The following is an 18334-nucleotide window of genomic DNA, read 5'->3' on the forward strand; positions in this document are numbered from 1 at the left end:
GCGGATTCCGGCAATCGCAAGAACGCCGGCCACTACGGCCGGGTGCCAACCGCTTTGGATGGGAGAGCGCAAGCTAATGAGAACCGCAACAATCAGGGCCGCTGTGCTGGCAGCATCGATCATCGCAGGCATGGCGTCGACGGCGTCGGCGCAGTCCACCACAGGCAGCATCTTCGGCCGGTCATCGGCAGTCGATCAGGGAACGGTCGTCATCGAAGGCCAGAGCGGCTTGCGCAGGGAGCTTCCCGTTTCCGGCGGACGCTATCAGTCGCCGCAACTGCCGGTCGGCGTATACAAAGTCACGCTGATCAGCGACGGCAAGACGGTGGAGCAGAGGAACGCCGTGACCGTCCTGGTGGGTTCGAACATCGAGGTGTCGTTCGCCGGCGCGAGCGGCGCGATCACCAGCCTGGACAGCGTCCAGGTCGTGGCGGGAGCGGTCCCGCCCATCGACGTGTCCAGCGTCGACTCGCGCACGGTCATCACCCGCGAGCAACTGGCCAGGCTGCCGCTGGGCCGCGATTCGGAATCCATCGCGCTGCTCGCCCCGGGCGTGGTCGACAACAGCGGCGGCTTCCGCAGCGCGACCGGCCAGTCGCTGGTCAGCTTCGGCGGTTCGTCGGCCAGCGAGAACGCGTATTACATCAACGGGTTCAACACCACCGATCCGCTGAAAGGTCTGGGCGGCCTGACCATGCCGTATGGCGCCATCGAGCAGCAGGAAACCTATACCGGTGGCTACAGCGCGCAGTACGGCCGTTCCGACGGCGGCGTGATCAATGCGATCGGCCGGCGCGGCAGCAACGAGTGGCAATTCGGCGGGAGCCTGATCTGGGAGCCGTCGTCGCTGCGCGAGAGCCGGGACGACGTCCGCTACGAGAACGCGTTGCCGCAATCACCGGTGGCGGACGACATGTACTGGCCCAAAAGCCGCGATACGCGCTGGTCCAGCACCGCGTCGGTCTACGCCAGCGGCCCGATCCTCAAGGACAAGCTGTTCTTCTTCGCGGGCGTGGAATACGAACGCGCCGAAGGCGACACGGTCGGCAACGTGACCTCCGCCTATCCCTATCTCGAGTACCAGCACAGGAAGCCGCGCTGGTACGCCAAGCTCGACTGGAGCATCAACGACAACAACTTCTTCGAACTCACCGGAGCCTCATCCAAAGTCAAGACCCAGGGCAGCGTTTACGACTACGACTTCAACGCGTTGTCCAGGCAAGGCTTCGTGAGCGGCGCCGATACCACCGAGGACGGCGGCGATCTGTACGTGGCCAAGTACACCAGCTACCTCACCGAAAACCTCACCGTGAGTGCGCTGTACGGCGAGATGAAAACACGCGCCTACGCCAGCCCGGCCGGTTACGATCCCGACTTGGTCTATATCGACGGCATCAGCGACCAGAACCCCGCGCTCAACGGCGGCACGCCGATCGGCAACGCGCAGATCGTGTCTTCGGTTACCGATCCGCGCCGCGGCAACAAGACGTCCAACTTCCGCGTCGACCTGAGTTACGTGCTGGGCGACCACACCATCTCGGTCGGCATCGACAACCAGCGGGCCCAGGCCGTCGCGCAGGGATCGATCCCCACCGGCCCGGGCTACATCTGGCGCTACGGCGAATCCGATCCCAATGTGCCGATCTCCACCGGCCTCGGCGTGCCGGCGACCGGCGGCTTCCCCAACGGCGAGGACGGCTATTACGTGGTCAAGGCGATCGACAACAGCCTGGCCACCATCCGCTCCACGCAGCGGGCGCAGTACATCGAGGACCGCTGGCAGGTCACCGACAACCTGTTGCTGTCGCTGGGCCTGCGCAACGACCAGTTCACCAACTACAACAGCGACGGCGACGCCTACATCCGCCAGACCAAGCCGCAATGGGCGCCGCGCCTGGGCTTCAGCTGGAACGTGAACGGCGATTCGACCTTCAAGGTCTACGGCAATATGGGCCGCTACTACCTCGGCTTGCCGCTGAATCCGTCGATCAACTCCGCCGGCGCGGTGATCCAGACGCGCGAATACTTCACCTACGGCGGCATCGACGCCAACGGCGTGCCGACCGAACTGACGCCGATTTCCGGCTTGGTCGCGCCGAACAACTACTTCGGCCAGTTGCCCGATCCCAAGACGGTGACGGCACGCGACCTGAAGGCCGAATACCAGGACGAGTTCATCCTGGGCTTTACCCGCGAGTTCCGGGAAGACTGGGTGTACGGGGTCAAGCTCACCAACCGCATCCTGCGCAACGCCATCGACGATTTCTGCGATATCGAGCAGGTCGCCGACAAGGCGGCCAGCCTCGGCTACGACATCGAGAGCACCAACAGCTGTTACCTGATCAACCCGGGCAAGACCAACGTGTTCGTGCTGCGCGATACCAGCGGCAACTACGTCGACGTTCCGCTGACGCACGAGGAGTTCGGCTGGGAACGCCTCAAGCGCAAGTACTACGGCGCGGAGTTCATGCTCGAGCGTCCGTTCAAGGACGATTGGTACGGCATGGTGTCGTACGTGTACTCGAAGAACTACGGCAACACCGAGGGCCAGTTGCGCTCGGACATCGGCCAGACGTTCACGTCCACCACGCAGGACTGGGACTACGCCGAGATCATGGAACACACCAACGGCCTGATGAACAACGACCACAAGCACCAGTTCAAGGTCTTCGGCTATTACCAGCTGGCGCCCGAGTGGACGGTGTCGGGCAACCTGCGCCTGATTTCCGGCGCACCGAAAGTCTGCCTCAGCTACTACGGTCCGGATCACACCGATCCGGCGGCCTACGGCGGCATCTACCATTACTGCAACGGACAGCCTTCGCCGCCCGGATCCCACGGCAGGCTGCCGTGGATACGGCAGTTCGATCTCGGTGCGAGCTACCGGCCTTCGTTCGCCGAAGGCAAGCTGGCTTTCAGCGTGAACGTGTTCAACGTGTTCAACGCGAAGGCCGAGACCAACATCTATGTCCGCAGCGAGTCCGCGCCGAACGTGCCCCATCCGCGTTACGGCCAGGCGCTGTCGACGCAGGAGCCGAGGTACGTGCGCCTCAGCGTTTCCTACGATTATTGATCCACCCGCTCGCTGCCGTCGCGCGGAGCGACGACGTCGGCGAGCGCTCTCTCCCTCCCAATTCGTCGGCGGCACGGTTGCCGTCTGGAGCAACGATTCCATGTTCACCCCTGGCGACGCGGCACGGACCACGCACTGGCACCCGCCTTACCTGCTGTATCTGGGAAACGCCATCGACGATCTGGCGATCAAGACGGCACGCGGCCTGGCGCACTGGCGCCCGGAATCGTGCGTCGGCCAATACCGGGGACCGGATTGCGTGCCCACGCTCGGCCTTCGCGACATGGACTGGAACCAGGCCAAGGCCGAGGGCGCGGACACGATGGTGATCGGCACCGCCAACGCCGGCGGCGTGATGGGCCCGCAGATCGTCGCCGATGCCATCGCGGCGCTCGACGCCGGACTCAACGTCGTCGCCGGCCTGCACCAGAAACTGCACGACAACCCGGGCATCGTCGCGGCCGCGCAACGTAACGGCCGCGCGTTGTTCGACGCGCGTACGCCGATGGGCGGCATCGCGGTCGGCAACGGCCGACGCCGGTCGGGCCGGCGCCTGCTCACCGTTGGCACGGATTGCTCGGTCGGCAAGATGTACACCACGCTGGCGATAGAGCGCAGCCTGCGCGAGCGCGGCTGCAAGGCGGATTTTCGCGCGACGGGGCAAACCGGCATCTTCATCGCCGGCGCCGGCATTCCCGTCGACGCGGTGGTGGCCGATTTCATTTCCGGCGCGGCGGAAACGATCTCGCCGGCGCGCCTGGACGGCGGCTGGGATCTCATCGAGGGACAGGGCTCGCTGTTCCATCCGTCCTACGCCGGCGTGTCGCTGGGATTGCTGCATGGTGCGCAGCCCGATGCGCTGGTGCTGTGCCACGAACCGGGCAGGCAGCACATGCGCGGGCTGCCCGGCTACGCATTGCCCGAACTCGCGCGCTGCCTGGAAGCCAATCTGGAAGCCGCACGCCTGACCAATCCCGACGTGAAAGCGATCGGCGTCGCGCTCAACACGTCGGGCCTGCCGGCCGACCAGGCGCAGGCGACGTGCCGCGAGGTCGCAGACCTTCTGGGCCTGCCCTGCCAGGATCCCGTCACCATGGGTGTCGAAGCCATCGTGGACCATCTGCTCTCATGCTTCGCGAACTGACCGTCAAACACTGCAGCTTCCCGCTGGTCGCACCGTTCCGCATCGCGCGCGGCGTCAAGCACGCCGCCGAGGTGGTGCTGGTCGAACTCGAGCAAGGCGGCGCGACCGGACGCGGCGAATCGGTGCCTTACGCGCGCTACGGAGAATCGGTGGATTCGGTGATGGCGCAGCTGGAAAGCGTGCGCGCCGAAGTGGCCGGCGGCATGGGGCGAGAGGAACTGCAGGCACGGTTGCCGGCAGGCGCCGCGCGCAATGCATTGGACTCTGCGCTGTGGGACCTGGAGGCGCGATTGACGTCGGTGCCGGTGTGGGCCGGGTTGGCGCGGCCGTCGCCGCTGCCGCTGACCAGCGCGATCACCATCGGCATCGACACGCCGCAGCGCATGGGCGAAGAGGCCGCGCGCCTGGCCGGCGCCGGACCGGCCAACGTGCTGATCAAGATCAAACTCGACGCGCACGAGCCCATGGCGCGGATCCGCGCGGTGCGCCGCGCTGCGCCGAACGCACGCATGATCGTGGATCCGAACGAGAGCTGGAACATCGATCTGCTGCGTGACCTGCAGTCCGAACTTGAGAGCGCGGGCGTGGAGCTGGTGGAACAACCGCTGCCCGCGGACGCGGACGAAGCGCTTCTGAATTTCGTTCCGCGCGTTCCGGTATGCGCCGACGAGTCGTGCCACGTGGCGGCCGACCTGCCGCGCCTGCATGGGCGCTACCAAGCGGTCAACATCAAGCTCGACAAGACCGGCGGACTGACGGAGGCCTGGCGCCTGTTGCGCTCGGCACGCGCCGAAGGTTTCAGGATCATGGTCGGCTGCATGGTGTGCTCCTCGGTCGGCATTGCGCCGGCGCTGGAGGTGGCGCGCGAGGCGGAATTCATCGATCTCGACGGCCCGCTATGGCTCAAGGACGATTACGCCGACGGCGTTCACCTCAGGCACGGCCTGCTGGTACCGCCGCAGCCGGGATTCTGGGGAGCATGATCGACCGGTCACGGCGCGGCATCCCCGCGCCATGCGCACGACGCCGACGCCCGCACCGCCGCGATGTACGCCAGAACGCGTTGCGTTGAAGGAGTAACGGCGTGCTGACACTCGATCCCGTGCAGACCCTGGCTTGCGGCGGCTTGTGCCTGATCGCCGGATACGTCATCCCGCGCCACGTGTCGCTGTTGGCGAGATCTGCGGCGCCGCACTCTGGTTGCCTCCCGGTGTGGAGCCCAACGGCGAGGTTCTTGAACAGATGCTCCGCGACACAGCAAAACGCGAACACCTTGATGACCTGCTTGCGACGTTCGAGAAGATGGAACAATCGCATCCCCGGGAGGCTCACTGGTATTTGCCGCAAATTGGCGTCGACCCGAATGCGCGAGGCAAAGGCATCGGAGCGGCGTTAATGCGCCATGCTCTCGTCCGCTGCGACCAGGAACAAGCGTTGGCGTACCTCGAGGCGTCAAAACCGCAGAACGTCCCATTTTACCAGCGCCATGGTTTCGAGGTGATAGGCGAATTCCAAATTGGTGCGGCACCGCTCGTCATGCCCATGCTTCGCAGACCTCGCCGTTAAGTGCGCATGCCAGTGCAAACACAGGCCAAGTTTGCTTAGCGAACACGGATGTCGATTAGAGATCGACCTTCGCCACCTTGTCTTCGTATCCTTCTTGGGATCGCGACCCATCAGCACCTTCAAGCCCGCGACCAGACTGTGTTCGTTGAGCCAGATCTCGGCCTCGGCCGGTACGAAGCGGAGCAGCGCCAGCTTGGGATCGTCTTTGCCATCTCGTACCACGGCGATGAAGGAATTCCAGAGGCGATCGATTACTTCGCAATCCAGCCGGGCGTGCAGCGATCCACTGATCGTCGCGAACAGTTCGTGGCCTTTCGATGCGAAGGTGCAGAACGCCAAAACCGGCGCGGCCGTCTGCTGTGCCAAAGCATTGTCGGTCGATGTGAAACCAGATCACGCCGGGCGTCTGCTTGTCGAGCATTGCCGTCATCGGGCGCGAATGCCCGGCAGTCTCGTCAAATGCAACCGGAAGGTGTACAAATGTACACCATGGAAACCCTGCCTCCCAGACGCGCCGCCGTGCTGGCCTTCCTCCGTGACCGGATCGAAGGTCATGGACACGTGCCCAGCCTGGCGGAGATCGCCGCCGAATTCGGCTTCGCCTCGCGCAATGCCGCGCAGAAGCACGTGCAGGCGCTGGTGGCCGATGGCCTGATCGAGCTGGCGCCGGGCCAGAAGCGTGGCATCCGCATGGTCGGCGGGCGCGGGCCGGGCCAGCTGGTGTCGTTGCCGGTACTGGGACGCGTCGCCGCCGGTTCGCCGATCGGCGCCGACATCGGCCTGGACCAGCAGCTGTGGCTGGACCGCAGCCTGTTCTCGCTCACCCCCGACTACCTGTTGAAGGTGCAGGGCGACTCGATGGTCGACGATGGCATCCTCGATGGCGACCTGGTCGGCGTGCACCGCAGCAGCGAGGCGCGCAGCGGCCAGGTCGTGGTGGCGCGCGTGGATGGCGAAATCACCATCAAGCGTCTCGAACGCGGGCGCAGGCAGATCCGCCTGCTGCCGCGCAATCGCGCGCACGCGCCGATCGTGGTGGAACCGCACCAGGACTTCGCCATCGAAGGCATCTACTGCGGACTGGTACGGCAGGGCTGATGGGCGCCGTCGTCGCCCTCGATACGCTGTTGACCGCGCAGACGTTGTGGCGCGCCGGACGCAGCGCCCAGCGCGCCGCTGATGGCGAGCCCAGCGGGCATGCCGCGCTCGATGCGTTGTTGCCGCAGGGCGGCTGGCCGCGTCGCGCGCTGACCGAATTGCTGGTGCCGGCCGATGGCGTGGGCGAACTGGCCTTGCTGTGGCCGACGCTGGCACGCCTGACCCAGGCCGGCGGCATCGTGGTGGTGGTGGCGCCGCCATACCTCCCCTACGCGCCGGCCTGGCAGACGGCGGGCGTGGAACTGGCGCATCTTCAGATCGTGGATGCCGCGCCGCGCGACGCACTGTGGGCGTTCGAACAATGCCTGCGCAGTGGCGCCTGCGCTGCCGTACTCGGCTGGCCGCAGAACGCCGATGCGTCCTCGCTGCGGCGCCTGCAGGTGGCGGCCGACAGCGGCGACTGCCTGGGGTTCGCCCTGCGCGATCGCAAGCACCTCGCCAATCCATCGCCGGCCGCGTTGCGTCTGGAATACGTCGGCGAAGCGCGAGCCCGGGGCGCCTGGCACGTCCGCAAATGCCGCGGCGGGCAGGTGCCTGCGCAGGCGTTCGCGCTGGCCGCGCATTGAGCCGCACACATGTTGTGGGCCTGCATATTGCTGCCGCAGCTGGCGCTGGACGCTGTCCTGCGGCGTTTGCCCGATCCGGCGCCGCCCCTGGCGCTGGTCACAGGACCGGCACACCTGCGCAGCCTGCATGCGATCAACGAAGCCGCCGCGCAGGCCGGCCTGTCGCCGGGCATGCGCCTGTCGGCCGCGCATGCGCTGCTGGCCGACGTGGCCACGGTGGAATACGACGCGCAGGCCGAAGCGCGCTGGCATCGTTTCATCGCCGCGTGGGCCTATCGCCACAGTTCGCTGGTCAGCGCGCAGTGGCCCGGCTGCGTGGTGCTGGAAGTGCGCGCCAGTTTCCGGTTGCTGGGGCCGTGGCCGCGGCTTGAAGCGCGCTTGCGCGAGGAACTGACCGCGCTGGGATTCAGCCATCGCATCGCGCTGGCGCCGACGCCGCGCGCGGCACGCGTGCTGGCAGGATTGCGCGACGGCCTGGCGGTGACGTCCGCAGACGCGATGCAGGAACTGCTCGCGAAAGTGCCGATACGCCGCGCCGCCCTGCCCGATGACGCCGGCGAGCGACTGCACCGGATGGGCGTGCGCGACCTGCGCGCATTGCGTGCGCTGCCGCGCGACAGCCTGCGTCGGCGCTTCGGCGTGGAACTGCTGGCGCATGTGGACCGCCTGTACGGCGAAGCCGACGATCCGCTGGCGTACTACGCGCCGCCGGATCACTTCGACAGCCGCATCGAACTGGGTTACGAGGTCGAACAGTATCCGCCGCTGCTGTTTCCACTGCGCCGGCTGATCGGCGACCTGTGCATGTACCTGTCGATCCGCGACGATGGCGTGCAGCGTTTCCAGCTGCGACTGGAACACGAGGGCGCGCATACCGATGTCGAAATCGGGCTGCTGGCCGCTGAGCGCGAACCGGCGATGCTGTTCGAACTCACCCGCAACCGGCTCGAACGCGTGGCCATTCCCAAGCCGGTGGTGGCGATGCGCCTGCTGGCGCGCGAACTGCCGGCGTTCGTGCCGGCGGCGCGCGACCTGTTCGATGCGCGCGCGCAGCAGGCGCTGCCGTGGCCACAACTGCGCGAACGCCTGCGCGCGCGGCTGGGCGATGACGCGGTGTATGGCGTCGCCACGGCCGGCGATCCGCGTCCGGAGCACGCCTGGCGTCGTGACGACGGCCGTCCGATGATCGCGCCGGCCTTGCCGCCGCGTCCGGGCTGGCTGTTGCCGAAACCGCTGCCTTTGCGCGGGCACGGCCTGCGCATCGTGTCCGGTCCCGAGCGCCTGGAAAGCGGCTGGTGGGATGGCGAGGACGCGCGCCGCGATTACTACGTGCTGGAAACCGCGCAGGGCCAGCGCGGCTGGGCATTCGCGCCGGTCGGCGAACGCGACGGCTGGATGCTGCACGGATGGTTCGCATGAGGTTCATCAATGTGCCACTGGAAGCGGCCAATGATCCGGGCGAAGCATTGCCGGCCTACGCGGAGCTGCATTGCCTGTCGGATTTCTCGTTCCTGCGCGGCGCCGCCAGCGCTGAAGCACTGTTCACCCGTGCCGCGCAGTGCGGCTACGAGGCGCTGGCGATCACCGATGAATGCTCGCTGGCCGGCATCGTGCGCGCACTGGTGGCTTCGGAAACCACCGGCGTCAAGCTGATCGTCGGCAGCGAGTTCGAACTGGAAGACGGCCTGCGGCTGGTGTTGCTGGTGCAGACGCAGGTCGGCTACACGCATCTGTGCCAGCTGATCACGCAGGCGCGCCGCGCCGCCGCGAAGGGCGAGTACCGGATCACGCGCCAGGATTTCGAGACCCATGCCGGCGCGCATGGCGTGCCCGGCCTGTTCGCGTTGTGGCTGCCCGGCCGCAGCCCGCAAATGGAGCAGGGCGCCTGGGTGCGCGACACTTTCGGCGCGCGTGCGCGACTGGCGGTGGAACTGCATCGCGACCGCGACGATGCGCAGCGACTGGACGAACTGCTCGCACTGTCCACGCAACTGTCGTTGCCGGCGGTGGCGGCCGGTGACGTGCACATGGACACGCGGCGCATGCGCGCCCTGCAGGACACGATGACTGCGATCCGCCATGGCCTGACCCTGGCCGAAGCCGGCGCGCATCTGTTCCGCAATGGCGAGCGCCACCTGCGCACGCGCCGCGCGCTGGGCAACATCCATCCGCACGTGCTGCTGGCCAATGCCGTGGACATCGCACGGCAATGCACTTTCGACCTGCGCAGGCTGGAGTACGTCTATCCCGCCGAACTGGTGCCGGCGGGCGAAACGCCGGCCAGCCATCTGCGTGCGTTGACGATGGCCGGCGTGCGCGATCGCTGGCCGCAAGGCGTGCCGGCGCAGGTGATGGCCACCATCGAAGACGAACTGGCGCTGATCGCCAAGCTCAAGTATGAAGCCTTCTTCCTCACCGTCGAGGACATCGTCCGCCATGCACGCAGCCTGGGCATCCTCTGCCAGGGTCGGGGTTCGTCCGCCAACTCCGCGGTCTGTTACGCGCTGGGCATCACTTCGGTCAATCCGGAGGAAAGCCGGCTGCTGATGGCGCGCTTCCTGTCGGAGGAACGCAACGAACCGCCGGATATCGACGTGGATTTCGAACATGAGCGTCGCGAGGAAGTGCTGCAGTACGTCTACAACAAGTACGGTCGCGACCGCACCGCGCTGGCCGCCACCGTGATCCGCTATCGCGGCCGCAGCGCGCTGCGCGACGTGGCCAAGGCCTTCGGCCTGCCGCCGGACCAGGTCGCGCTGCTGTCCGGCTGCTATGGCTGGGGCAATGGCGAAACGCCGATGCAGCAGCGCCTGCGCGAGGCGGGATTCGATCCGGACAATCCGCTGATCCTGCGCGTGCTGGCACTGACCGAAGCCCTGCGCGGACATCCGCGCCACCTGTCGCAGCATGTCGGCGGTTTCGTCATCTCCGACACGCCGTTGTGGAACCTGGTGCCGGTGGAGAACGCCGCGATGGCCGAGCGCACCATCATCCAGTGGGACAAGGACGACCTGGAGGAAATGAAGCTGCTCAAGGTCGACTGCCTGGCGCTGGGCATGCTGACCTGCCTGCGCAAGGCATTCGATCTCGTGCAGGCGCACCGCGGCTACACGCTGACGCTGGCCAGCGTGCCGCAAGGCGACCAGCCCACCTACGACATGATCCAGCTCGCCGATACGATCGGCGTGTTCCAGATCGAGTCGCGCGCACAGATGAGCATGCTGCCGCGGCTCAAGCCCAACTGTTTCTACGACCTGGTGGTGGAAGTGGCGATCGTGCGGCCCGGTCCGATCCAGGGCGGCATGGTGCATCCCTATCTGCGCAGGCGCATGGGAAAGGAAAAGCCAAGTTATCCCTCGGAGGGCGTCAGGGAAATCCTCGAACCCACCTTGGGCGTCCCACTGTTCCAGGAACAGGTGATGGAGCTGGTGATGCACGCCGGCTACAGCGCCAGCGAGGCCGACAACCTGCGTCGTTCGATGGCCGCGTGGGGCCAGGGCGGCAACATGGAGCCGCACCGTGCCCGCATCCGCGAACTGATGGAAGGCAAGGGCTACACATCGGCGTTCATCGACCAGATCTTCGAACAGATCAAGGGTTTCGGTTCCTACGGATTCCCGCAGAGCCACGCCGCCTCGTTCGCCAAACTGGTCTACGCCAGCTGCTGGCTGAAGCGCCATGAACCCGCAGCCTTCGCCTGCGCGCTTCTTAATTCGCAACCGATGGGTTTCTACGGCGCCAGCCAGATCGTGCAGGATGCACGACGCGGACGTGGCGACCGGAAGGGCGTCGAATTCCTGCCGGTGGACGTGACCTGCAGCGACTGCGACAACACTCTCGTAGGCGGCTCGCTGCGCATCAAGGCGGACGTGGGTAAGCAGCCGGCGATACGCCTGGGGCTGCGCCAGGTCGGCGGGCTTTCCGCGCAGGCGGCCGAGGCGATCGTGGCCGCGCGTCGGCAGCAGCCTTTCCTTGATATCGCCGATCTGTGCCTGCGCGCGAACCTGGACGACAAGGCGCGTCGCGCCCTCGCCGAAGCCGGCGCGTTGCAGACCCTGGCGGGTAATCGCAACCAGGCGCGCTGGATCGTCGCCGGGATCGAACAGCAGCGCCCGTTGCTGCCGGGCAGTCCGCAGGAGCGATCGATCGCCTTGCCCGCTCCGGGAATCGGCGAGGAAGTGCTCTCCGACTACCGCGCACTCGGCCTGACGCTGCAGGCGCATCCGCTTTCATTGCTGCGCGACACGTTGCGTGCGCGCCGCCTGCTGGGTTCTCGCGACCTGGCCGACAAGCGCCATGGCAGCCACGTGCATGCGGTCGGCCTGGTCACCAACCGCCAACGTCCGCAGACCGCCAGCGGCACCATCTTCATGACCCTGGAAGACGAGCACGGCATGGTCAACGTGGTGGTGTGGGAACGCGTCGCCCAGCGTCGGCGCAAGGCGCTGCTGGGTGCGCGCCTGCTGGCGGTGCGCGGACGCTGGGAACAGGTCGACGGCGTCGCCCATCTGATCGCGCAGGACATGCAGGACCTCAGCGGCCTGCTCGGCAATCTGCCCGTCGATTCGCGGGATTTCCACTGATGCGCGCGGCACCGACCGCCTCGTTCGACCTGTTCGCCGGTGCGATGGTGCAGCTGGTGGACGATGCGCAGGGCGGCATCCACTACTGGCCGGGATTCGTCGATGCCGTGCTCGCACGCGACTGGTTCGAAACGCTCGTGGCCAAGGCGGCGTGGACGCACATGCAACGCCCGATGTACGACCGCGTCGTCGACGTGCCACGTCTGCTTGCGTCCTATCGCACCGACGCGCTGCCGGACGAGTTGCCGCTGGCGGACATGCTGGCACGCGTGCAGGCGCAGGTTCCCGCGCCCTACAGCGGCGTCGGCATGAACCTCTATCGCGACGGCAACGACAGCGTCGCCATGCACAACGACAAGCTGCACATCCTGGTCGCCCCGCATCCGATCGCGCTGGTATCGCTCGGCGATCCGCGGCGCATGCTGATCCGCGCCAAGGCCGGTGATCGCCAGACGCTGGCGGTGGACCTGGAGCCGGGCAGCCTGCTGTGCATGAGCCATGTTTCGCAGAAGACCCACGAGCATGGCATTCCCAAAACGAAGAAACCGCAGGGGCCGCGGATCAGCGCGGTATTCCGCGTGCGGCCGCATCGGTGAGTACATGCATCCGGAACGAACGATTCGTGAGAGGTTTCAGCAGGGAACGCCGGTGGCCATCGCAGGCATTGCAGCCTGGAGGAACTGCAACGGTGGCTTGGCCACCATCAGATAGAAGATCGCCAGGAACGACAGCAGTGCCGGTATGCCCAGTGCGACCCAGGCACCGAGGAATCCGCCATAGCGCGTTGGCAACGGTTCTCCCTTGGCGGCGGCGTCGATCGCGATGTCGCGCAGTTTCATCTGCAGCCAGACCACCGGCAGCCAGCACAGCGCGGCGATGATGTAGAGCACGATCGACCAGTACAGCCACGGTGCGGTCAGCGGTACGCCCATGCGATGGGCGAGCCACAGGCCGCTGACCGGCTGGAACACGATCGTGGTCGCGGTGAACAGCCAGTCGGCGATCACCACGTAGCGTGCGACCACGGCCACGGTATGCGCATCGCGCGTCCAGCTGGTGACCAGCAGATAGAACGCGGTGCCGATGCCGGTGCCGAACAGCAGCGTCGACGACACCACATGCAGGTACTTAACGATCAGCAGGTCCATTGTCGTCGTCCAGTTCGTGCAGTAGGGCGATGGCCGCCAGCAACGGCAGGTTCTTCAGCACCGGGCCGTAGGGATGCCGCCAGTATTCGGGCAGGAATACGGTGATCACCGCGGTGTAGAACGCGATCAGGATGAATTGCGCGCGATACGCCCAGCGTCGCAGCGGACGCCAGAACAGGGCCGCGCCCAGCACGATGTCGAGCAGGGCGGCACCCTGCAGCACCGTCATCGCGAGCGCGCCATGCAGGCCGGTGCGCGCCAGCAGTTCCAGGCTGGACTGGACCGGAAACGCGAACAACGATACGAGTCCGGTCGCGACCCACATCAGTGCCATCGCATACCGCAGTAGCGGCAGCAACCAGTCCAGCTGCGCGCGACGCCGCATCGACGTGCGTTCGTGTTCGCCGATGAAGCCTTCAAGCGGCGTCGGTGCGCGCCCGAGCACCGTCGCGAACGCGCGGCACTGGCCGATGCTGCCGGCTTCGAGCATGCGCAGCGATTCCGGCGTCGCCAGGCTGCCGGGCATGAACGCGAGCAGCCGCGACATCATCCGCACCCATGCCATCGGCACGGAGACGAAACCACCCGGCAGCCGCAACGCCTGCTTGAAGTACCCGAGATAGCCGCGCAGCGTCACCGGCTCGCCCCCCACCGCTTCCAGTCGCAGTGGCGCATCCGGCATGTCCAGCAGGCGCACGATCGCCTCGCACAGGTCGTCCAGGTGCACGGGCTGGATACGTTGCCTGCCGCCGCCGGGCAGCGGCGTCAGCGGCAGCGCGGCCAGCAACGCGAACCAGCGCGTGCTGCGTCCCTGCGGCGCGAACACCAGCGACGGCTGCACGATCGTATGCGGCACGCGCGACTTGCACAGCGCGGCGTCGGCGCGACCTTTGGACGCCAGATAGCCGGTGTCGGTGTACGGATGGGCGCCCAGCGCGGAGATCTGCACGATACGGCGCACGCCGGCCTGCGCCGCCGCTTCGAACAGCGCCAGCGGCCCTTTCACATGCAACGCATCGAAGGTCTGGCTACCCTGTTCGCGGAAGATGCCGACCGCGTTGACGACCGCATCGATGCCGTGCAGTCCAACGGCGCTTTGTCCAGTCGCGGCGAGCTCCGCGTAATCGACATGGACGAATTCCGCGGCCGGCCAGCGTTTCTTCGCAGCCCCGATGTTCCTGACGCCGAGGACGACATCATGACCCCGCTTCGCCAGCCTCCCGACCAGCGCTTCGCCGATCAGACCGGTGGCGCCGATCACCAGGACGCGCATGAGCCCATCCCTTCGCCAGGCTGGCGCACGCTGGCCCGACGCGCGCTCGTGTCCGGAACCGTGGCCAGCCTAGCGTCCACGCTGGCGGTGTCCTGGCTCGGACGCCGGCAATCCGGTTCGGCCAGCGGCGCCACCAATGCGACCAGCCACTGGCTGTGGGGCGATCGCGCCAAACATCGCCCGCAGCCGTCGCTGCGGCACACCGCCGTGGGCTACGGCATCCATCACGCCAGTTCGCTGTTCTGGGCCGGCTTCTTCGAGTACGCGACGCGACGCATGCGGCGCCCTTCGCATATCGCCGCGACTGCCGGCGCCACCGCGGTAGTCGCGTACGTAGTGGATTATCACGTGGTGCCACGGCGTTTGACGCCCGGCTTCGAAAGCCGCCTGTCGCCCGGCGCGATGACCGCGACGTACGCGGCCTTCGCGTTGGGTCTCGGCGCCGCGGCGTGGGCGTACCGGCATGTCAATCGCCACGATGCGGCGTCGCCGCGCGTGCCACCCACGCGGCGCGGAATTCAAGTGCGGCCGGTACCACGCACAGCAGCAGTGCCGGCAGCAGCATCGCAATCCACAGCTGCAATTCCAGCGCCGGACGGCGCAACGCCAGCACCCAGCCGGAACCGGCCAGCGCCGGCCACGCCACCGCGGCGAGGCCGGCCCAGGCAATGATCGGCGCCATGTCCAGCACGCTGTGCAGGTGCTGTTCCACCGGCAGCAGGGTGCGGCGTCCGAATGCGCGGCGCGTGTCCAGATATCCGACCACGGCATGGACCACGACCAGCGCCAGCGTCAGCAGCACGAGCGTCTTGCCGACTTCAAACACCATGGCCAGCAGCAGCGCGGTGCCGATCACGCCAAGCTGCACGACATGCAGCCTGGATTCGGCCAAGCCCGACGTGTGCGGCAGATCGCTGCGCCGGTGGCAGAGAAAATCGAACAGGCCGGCGCACAGCCACACCAGATACCCCAGATAGGCCAGCAGCCACCGGTCGAACTCAGTCTTCATGGTCCGGCATGAGTGCAGGCCCGGCAAACGGCGTCAGAGGATCTTTCGCTGGTCCGTTGAGCACGGCACCGGTCTGCGCTTCGAAGCGCGAGCCGTGGCAGGGGCAGTCCCAGGATTTTTCCTGCGGGCTCCAGCGCACGGCGCAGCCCAGGTGCGGGCAGCGCGCCGAGAACGTCATCACTTCGCCGTTGCCGTTGCGATAGGCCGCGATACGGTGAATACCATGGCGCAGCACGGCGCCTTCGCCCGGCGCCAGCGCATCCACGTCCTTGACATCGCCGCCACCGAGCCAGTCGCGGTACTGCAGCGCGACGTTGGCGTTCTCGCGCAACCAGCCGGCGGGCGAGCGCACCAGCTTGCGAGCCGGGTCATACAGTTCACGCCACGGATTGTCGCGACCGACGATCAGGTCGGTGAGCAGCAGTCCCGCCAGCGTGCCGTGGGTGACGCCGTTGCCGGAATCGCCGGTGACGATGTAGACATTCTCTTCGCCGCCCGGATCGGCGCCGATGAAGGCCAGACCGTCGACCGGCTCGATGATCTGCCCGGACCAGCCATGGCTGAAGGACTGGATGCCGGGCAGGTGCGCGCGCGTCCATTCCTGCAGGCGCACGAAGGCGGTCGGATCGTCGTCCTGTCCGGTCTTGTGATCTTCGCCACCGATGATCGCCAGCGCACCGCTGCCGTCGGGCGCGTCGAACAGGCGCACGTAGTGGTAAGGGTCGCCGTCGTCCCACAGTAGTGCATCCGGCAGTGCACCGTCCGTGACCGGGCCAGCCACCACGTAGCTGCGATACGGCGCCTGCTTGGTGTGGATCGGCACGCGCTCGTGGAACGGAACGTTGGTTGCGATCACGATCGCGGCGGCGCGCAGCGTCGTGCCGTCATCTGCCTCTAGCGCCGGTGTGTCACCGCCCTGCACCTGCACCACGTCGCCCTGGCGGAAGCGCACGCCCAGCGCGTCGCAAGCGACGGCCAGCGCGAGCAGATAGCGGTCCATGTCGACCCGTGCCTGCGCGTCGAAACGAAGCGCGGGTCCGAGCGCGGGGAGTTCGGGAATGCCCTGTTCGAGGTAAACGACTGCCAGCCCGGCTTCGGCGGCCGCTTCGCATTCCTTGCGCAGGCGGTCGGTGTTGCCGTCGTGCGAGAACAGATAACCGGGTACGCGTCGGAAGCCGCATCGGTCGCGTTCGGAGGCGACGAAATCCTCGATCCAGTCGATCGCCGCGGCGTGGCTGGCGGCTGCCAGGCGCGCGCCGTCCTTGCCATGCCAGCGCGCCAGGTTGTAGAAGCGATCGTCCAGTGCGGACGCCAGATGCGCGGTCGTACGCAGCGACTCGCCTTCGCCCAGTCCTTGCCGATCGACGACCAGTACCTGTCGTCCTTCCCGTGCCAGACACAACGCAGTCACCAGGCCGGCGACGCCGGCGCCAACCACCACAACGTCATGCTTATTGGAGTCCCGCTCGTTGGAATCACGCGTGCTGCCGTCATCGGACGACATCGATGCGGAGAACTTCGTGCGCGTGAACCCGGTCGGCAATTTCCAGACCGGCAATGTCCTGGCGGTACTCATGGCGTCGATTCTTGTGGGATACGATGCTTCTTCGTGCCTGCGTCCGAAGATACGCTTCGCGTGTAAATCCTACGCGAAGCCGGCCACACGAAGCCGTCAGAACCAGCGGCTGCGCCTGCCCAGATAAAACGAGGCCAGCGCGACCACCAGCATCGCGCCGACCGCAACCCAGAATCCCGGCGCGCCGGTCTTGAAGAACGGCGCGTTGAAATTCATGCCCAGCACGCCGGCGATCACCGTCTGGCAGCCGATCACCACGGTGGCGAACGTCAGCATGCGCATCGTCTTGTTGGTGCGCAGCGCGATCTGGTTGCTGAACAGTTCGAAGCTGCCGATCATCAGGTCGCGTGCGTTCTCGACGATGTCCATCGCCCGCTCGAAATGATCGTCGACCTTCTCGAAATGGCGGGTGGTCACCCTGTCCTCTTCGGGGCGGAAGTCGGGTCGCGCCAGACTGGAAAACACCTTGCGGTGGGGCGCCAGCATGCGTCGCATCCGCGAGGCACCCTTGCGCAGCTTGCGCAGCTCACCTATCGCGTTCTCGTTGTGTTCCTTGAGGATCGATTCCTCGAACTTCTCCACCGTGCGCTCGAAGTCCGAGGCCGCCTCGAAATAGGTTCCCAGCTGCCAGTCCAGCAGCGAAGCCACGAAACTGTCCGCGGTCAGCACGCCCAGGTGGCTTTCGCCGTCTTCGCGCTTGCGGATCTCGGCGATGAAGGGGATCGGGCGGTGGTGCACGCTGACCAGGAACCCGGTGCCGGCGGCGATCGCCAGCACGGCGCCATCGAAGCGCAGCTCGCCACAATGCTCCACCGCCACCACCTGCACGAAGAAGCACGCACCGTAGCTCGACACCTGCGGCGACGCCCCGGGATTCTGCAGGCGCTCTACCAGCGTGTCGGGAAGATCGAGCGCCCGCCCGACCGCATCCAATCGTTCCGGCGCATCGCAGGCGATATCGATCCACAGCAGGTCCTTGTCGTCATCACGGACGACATCGAGCTGTTCCATCGACAGCGTTTCGTTGGTGCCATCGCCGCGATACAGCACGATGTGCGTGCCGCCACTGTCCGGGTCGTCCGATGGGGCCTGCATGGCCATGCCTCGCAACGAAGTTCAGTCGACAAACTGGCGCAAGCCGCGTGAACCCCTTGTCATACCGCTCACCCAGCGCTGCCTATAGTCGCCGCTCACCATGCAGGCGAAGAACGCGAAGGCCATCGATCGTGGCAAATCAT

At 66.6% G+C, this 18334-nt stretch carries 14 protein-coding genes and 1 pseudogene; 9 read left to right on the top strand and 6 right to left on the bottom strand.

Annotation, left to right across the window (positions count from 1 at the left end):
- Nucleotides 1-76: 76 nt before the first annotated feature.
- From IP90_RS11320 to IP90_RS17010, 4 genes are all read left to right on the top strand, one after another.
- On the top strand, nucleotides 77-3073 hold the full coding sequence (locus IP90_RS11320; protein ID WP_242007568.1) for a TonB-dependent receptor plug domain-containing protein: 2997 nt from the start codon (nucleotides 77-79) through the stop codon (nucleotides 3071-3073).
- Between the two features lie 100 nt (nucleotides 3074-3173).
- Nucleotides 3174-4217, top strand: a complete 1044-nt coding sequence (gene dgcN, locus IP90_RS11325) for an N-acetyltransferase DgcN (RefSeq protein ID WP_144899758.1) — start codon at nucleotides 3174-3176, stop codon at nucleotides 4215-4217.
- Nucleotides 4202-5200 carry an N-acetyl-D-Glu racemase DgcA gene (gene dgcA, locus IP90_RS11330; RefSeq protein ID WP_144899759.1) on the top strand — a complete coding sequence of 333 codons (999 nt, stop codon included), beginning with the start codon at nucleotides 4202-4204 and terminating at the stop codon, nucleotides 5198-5200. The genes dgcN and dgcA overlap by 16 nt, the downstream gene beginning before the upstream one ends.
- Before the next feature lie 319 nt (nucleotides 5201-5519).
- Nucleotides 5520-5783, top strand: coding sequence for a GNAT family N-acetyltransferase (locus tag IP90_RS17010; protein ID WP_425477110.1), 264 nt, complete (start codon nucleotides 5520-5522; stop codon nucleotides 5781-5783).
- On the opposite strand, the pseudogene IP90_RS11340 reads toward IP90_RS17010, so the two are convergent.
- Nucleotides 5670-6158, bottom strand: a pseudogene (locus tag IP90_RS11340) (pyridoxamine 5'-phosphate oxidase family protein); the annotation flags it as partial. The gene IP90_RS17010 and the pseudogene IP90_RS11340 overlap by 114 nt on opposite strands.
- Nucleotides 6159-6272: 114 nt before the next feature.
- On the opposite strand from IP90_RS11340, the gene lexA reads away from it, so the two are divergent.
- The 5 genes from lexA to IP90_RS11365 are packed head-to-tail and all read left to right on the top strand — an operon-like array spanning nucleotide 6273 to nucleotide 12686.
- Nucleotides 6273-6881 (top strand): transcriptional repressor LexA, encoded by a 609-nt coding sequence (gene lexA, locus IP90_RS11345; RefSeq protein ID WP_144899762.1) that lies wholly within the window; start codon nucleotides 6273-6275, stop codon nucleotides 6879-6881.
- Nucleotides 6881-7507 carry a translesion DNA synthesis-associated protein ImuA gene (gene imuA, locus IP90_RS11350; protein ID WP_144899763.1) on the top strand — a complete coding sequence of 209 codons (627 nt, stop codon included), beginning with the start codon at nucleotides 6881-6883 and terminating at the stop codon, nucleotides 7505-7507. Before lexA ends, imuA begins: the two co-directional genes overlap by 1 nt.
- A 9-nt stretch (nucleotides 7508-7516) precedes the next feature.
- On the top strand, nucleotides 7517-8926 hold the full coding sequence (locus IP90_RS11355; protein WP_144899764.1) for a Y-family DNA polymerase: 1410 nt from the start codon (nucleotides 7517-7519) through the stop codon (nucleotides 8924-8926).
- Nucleotides 8914-12090, top strand: a complete 3177-nt coding sequence (locus IP90_RS11360; RefSeq protein WP_144899765.1) for an error-prone DNA polymerase — start codon at nucleotides 8914-8916, stop codon at nucleotides 12088-12090. The genes IP90_RS11355 and IP90_RS11360 overlap by 13 nt, the downstream gene beginning before the upstream one ends.
- Nucleotides 12090-12686 carry an alpha-ketoglutarate-dependent dioxygenase AlkB family protein gene (locus tag IP90_RS11365; protein WP_144899766.1) on the top strand — a complete coding sequence of 199 codons (597 nt, stop codon included), beginning with the start codon at nucleotides 12090-12092 and terminating at the stop codon, nucleotides 12684-12686. Before IP90_RS11360 ends, IP90_RS11365 begins: the two co-directional genes overlap by 1 nt.
- A 36-nt stretch (nucleotides 12687-12722) precedes the next feature.
- Here the strand turns inward: IP90_RS11365 and IP90_RS11370 are convergent, their stop codons facing one another.
- The 5 genes from IP90_RS11370 to IP90_RS11395 form a co-directional block, all read right to left on the bottom strand.
- Nucleotides 12723-13238, bottom strand: coding sequence for a DUF2269 family protein (locus IP90_RS11370; RefSeq protein ID WP_144899767.1), 516 nt, complete (start codon nucleotides 13236-13238; stop codon nucleotides 12723-12725).
- Nucleotides 13219-14511 (bottom strand): SDR family oxidoreductase, encoded by a 1293-nt coding sequence (locus IP90_RS11375; RefSeq protein ID WP_144899768.1) that lies wholly within the window; start codon nucleotides 14509-14511, stop codon nucleotides 13219-13221. The genes IP90_RS11370 and IP90_RS11375 overlap by 20 nt, the downstream gene beginning before the upstream one ends.
- A 466-nt stretch (nucleotides 14512-14977) precedes the next feature.
- Nucleotides 14978-15520: a hypothetical protein gene (locus IP90_RS11385; protein WP_144899769.1), complete on the bottom strand. Its 543-nt coding sequence runs from the start codon at nucleotides 15518-15520 to the stop codon at nucleotides 14978-14980.
- Nucleotides 15510-17096, bottom strand: coding sequence for an FAD-dependent oxidoreductase (locus tag IP90_RS11390; protein WP_242007570.1), 1587 nt, complete (start codon nucleotides 17094-17096; stop codon nucleotides 15510-15512). The genes IP90_RS11385 and IP90_RS11390 overlap by 11 nt, the downstream gene beginning before the upstream one ends.
- A gap of 96 nt (nucleotides 17097-17192) precedes the next feature.
- On the bottom strand, nucleotides 17193-18191 hold the full coding sequence (locus IP90_RS11395; protein ID WP_158635333.1) for a magnesium transporter CorA family protein: 999 nt from the start codon (nucleotides 18189-18191) through the stop codon (nucleotides 17193-17195).
- Nucleotides 18192-18334 lie beyond the last annotated feature (143 nt).

It is taken from the genome of Luteimonas cucumeris (genome assembly GCF_007830035.1).
GTDB classification, from domain to species: domain Bacteria; phylum Pseudomonadota; class Gammaproteobacteria; order Xanthomonadales; family Xanthomonadaceae; genus Luteimonas_C; species Luteimonas_C cucumeris.

What these genes read in the sequence shown, in the direction of transcription:
- IP90_RS11320 (WP_242007568.1), top strand. Translation starts at nt 77, where the DNA reads ATGAGAACCGCAACAATCAGGGCCGCTGTGCTGGCAGCATCGATCATC.
- dgcN (WP_144899758.1), top strand. Translation starts at nt 3,174, where the DNA reads ATGTTCACCCCTGGCGACGCGGCACGGACCACGCACTGGCACCCGCCT.
- dgcA (WP_144899759.1), top strand. Translation starts at nt 4,202, where the DNA reads ATGCTTCGCGAACTGACCGTCAAACACTGCAGCTTCCCGCTGGTCGCA.
- IP90_RS17010 (WP_425477110.1), top strand. Translation starts at nt 5,520, where the DNA reads ATGGAACAATCGCATCCCCGGGAGGCTCACTGGTATTTGCCGCAAATT.
- lexA (WP_144899762.1), top strand. Translation starts at nt 6,273, where the DNA reads ATGGAAACCCTGCCTCCCAGACGCGCCGCCGTGCTGGCCTTCCTCCGT.
- imuA (WP_144899763.1), top strand. Translation starts at nt 6,881, where the DNA reads ATGGGCGCCGTCGTCGCCCTCGATACGCTGTTGACCGCGCAGACGTTG.
- IP90_RS11355 (WP_144899764.1), top strand. Translation starts at nt 7,517, where the DNA reads ATGTTGTGGGCCTGCATATTGCTGCCGCAGCTGGCGCTGGACGCTGTC.
- IP90_RS11360 (WP_144899765.1), top strand. Translation starts at nt 8,914, where the DNA reads ATGGTTCGCATGAGGTTCATCAATGTGCCACTGGAAGCGGCCAATGAT.
- IP90_RS11365 (WP_144899766.1), top strand. Translation starts at nt 12,090, where the DNA reads ATGCGCGCGGCACCGACCGCCTCGTTCGACCTGTTCGCCGGTGCGATG.
- IP90_RS11370 (WP_144899767.1), bottom strand. Translation starts at nt 13,238, where the DNA reads ATGGACCTGCTGATCGTTAAGTACCTGCATGTGGTGTCGTCGACGCTG.
- IP90_RS11375 (WP_144899768.1), bottom strand. Translation starts at nt 14,511, where the DNA reads ATGCGCGTCCTGGTGATCGGCGCCACCGGTCTGATCGGCGAAGCGCTG.
- IP90_RS11385 (WP_144899769.1), bottom strand. Translation starts at nt 15,520, where the DNA reads ATGAAGACTGAGTTCGACCGGTGGCTGCTGGCCTATCTGGGGTATCTG.
- IP90_RS11390 (WP_242007570.1), bottom strand. Translation starts at nt 17,096, where the DNA reads ATGAGTACCGCCAGGACATTGCCGGTCTGGAAATTGCCGACCGGGTTC.
- IP90_RS11395 (WP_158635333.1), bottom strand. Translation starts at nt 18,191, where the DNA reads ATGCAGGCCCCATCGGACGACCCGGACAGTGGCGGCACGCACATCGTG.